Source organism: uncultured Adlercreutzia sp., assembly GCA_910585575.1.
GTDB lineage: Bacteria > Actinomycetota > Coriobacteriia > Coriobacteriales > Eggerthellaceae > Adlercreutzia.
On sequence record CAJUFS010000131.1, the window covers coordinates 1 to 2,089 of the forward strand.

Here is a 2,089-nt window from a genome sequence, read left to right on the forward strand (position 1 = left end):
CGCCACGGCGCGTACCGAAGTACGCTTGGGCGAAAGGCGGGGCAATTCCAGGCACTTGTCGGACCCTCGCTGACTTCCTTAGGCGTATTCCGAAAATTACTAATTGAGATAGGTAGAATGAAGGAACCCTATGAACCCCCAGCGTGTGCTTGATTCGTTTTTGGAGATGATTCCCATTGAGAGCCCTTCGTGGCATGAGGCGCCTATGGCGGCCTACTGCACCGAGCAGTTGGCGAATCTGGGGTTCACGGTGACTTTCGACGATTCGGCTCGCGAGACGGGGTCGGATACGGGCAACCTTATTGCGCACTTGCCGGGTACGGTGCCGGGGCGCGTGGCGTTTTCCGCGCATATGGACACGGTGAAGCCCTGTGCCGGCATCGAGGCCGTTATCGAACAGCGCCATGTGTGCGACGACGTCACCTGCCGCATGGTGGCAGCGGTGTGCTCGGCAGGGGACACCATTCTTTCCGCCGACGACAAAGCGGGCATTGCCGCTATCTTCGAGGGCGTTCGCTCGGTGGTGGAATCCGGAGCGCCGCGGCCCGACCTGACCGTGCTGTTGACCACCTGCGAAGAGCAGAGCCTGCTGGGCTCGTCGGCCTTGGCCGCCGATGCGCTGCAGTGGCCGGCCGATCTGCCCGCGGCTTCTCGCGGCACGGAGTGCGAGGGGCTGCTGGACGGCACCCAGGCGGTGCCGCTGTTCGTGCTCGATGCCGACGGCGCACCGGGAACTATCATCATGGGGGCGCCCTACCACTTCACGCTGCGTGCCGCCATTTCCGGCCGTGCCGCCCATGCGGGCGTCGAGCCTGAATGCGGCGTATCGGCCATCCAGATTGCCAGCGCTGCCGTGGCCGCCATGCCCCTGGGGCGCATCGATGAGTGCACGACGGCCAACATGGGGCACATCGAAGGCGGCGTGGCGGTGAACATCGTGCCGGCTGCGTGCCAGCTGGAAGGGGAGTGCCGTTCGCTCTACGAGGATCGCGTGATGGCCCAGCGCGACGCCATGACCCGGGCCCTTGAGGAGGCAGCCGCCCAGTTTGGGGGTTCGGTGGATATCGCTTGGACGGTGGACTACCCTGCTGTGGTGCATACGGCCGACGATGCCATCATACAGCACCTGGAAGCGGCCGCCCGCGCGGCTGGCCTGGAGCCCCGCCATGCCATTTCCGGCGGCGGCGCCGACGCCAACGTGCTGGGCACCAAAGGGGCCGACGCCATCACCCTGGGCATCGGCATGACGAACTTCCATTCCGTCGATGAATATATATTAGTAGAGGACCTGGAAGCCATGGCCCGTTACGTAGAGGCCATCATCGCTGAATACACGGCGTAGGGCGGTGCCGCCGGTTGGCGGCCGCTTGTTCCTGGCATGGCCGAACAGCTGCCGTTCTCCATCCCGGAGCACGCGGCACAATCTAACGAAAGGGCCGCGAAGCTTCAGAAGACTTCGCGGCCCTTTCTGGGAGGGACACAACCTGGGATCTGCGCTGATCAGGGGAGGCAGATTCTTGACAGATCCCGGCTATGCGGAATTAGCCGTTGATGGTGGTTCCCTGGGCGAGGGCTCCACCCACCAGGCTGCCGAAGGTAAGAGAGCGTCCATGGCTCAGACCAGGGCAGGTGACGGGATAGGTAAAGTTGAAGAAATCGCCCTGAACGTTGCCGACGGCAAAAAGGCCGGCAATGGGCTGATCGTCCTCGGTGCACACCTGGGAGTTGCTGTCGACATGCAGGCCGAAGGGCACGACCAGGGTCTTGGCTGGCACGTTCAGCGCGTAGAACGGCGGGGTGTCAACCGAGGCGAGGAAGCGCTCGGGAACGCCGAAGTCAACATCGTTGCCGTTGGCGCACAGCTCGTTATAGCGCTCCACGGTAGCCTTGAACTCGTCGGCCGGGATGCCCAGCTGGGAGGCAAGGTCCTCGAGCGTGTCGGCGCGGTACATGAGGTTCTGATCGACCGCGGTGTCGATCTTCTCGGCGATGCCGTTGAGCAGACCGTCGGCAGTCAACGGAGCCTGGGCGCGTACCTTCTTCTCGTAGTCGCCGTCGAAGATGCTCCAGGCAACGTTGCCCGGCGTGT

2 protein-coding genes are annotated in these 2,089 nt (G+C 63.8%); one reads left to right on the forward strand and one right to left on the reverse strand.

The genetic code is table 11. The annotated features are described in order from the left end of the window. Positions 1–130: 130 nt before the first annotated feature. Entirely contained in the window at positions 131–1,342 is a 1,212-nt protein-coding gene (locus tag QZ307_RS11005) for a M20/M25/M40 family metallo-hydrolase (protein ID WP_295999770.1), read from the forward strand. A gap of 199 nt (positions 1,343–1,541) precedes the next feature. On the opposite strand, the gene QZ307_RS11010 is transcribed toward QZ307_RS11005, so the two are convergent. Beyond that, on the reverse strand, positions 1,542–2,089 hold a 548-nt coding region (locus tag QZ307_RS11010), incomplete at its 5' end, for an FAD-binding protein (protein ID WP_295999771.1).

What these genes read in the sequence shown, in the direction of transcription:
- QZ307_RS11005 (WP_295999770.1), top strand. Translation starts at nt 131, where the DNA reads ATGAACCCCCAGCGTGTGCTTGATTCGTTTTTGGAGATGATTCCCATT.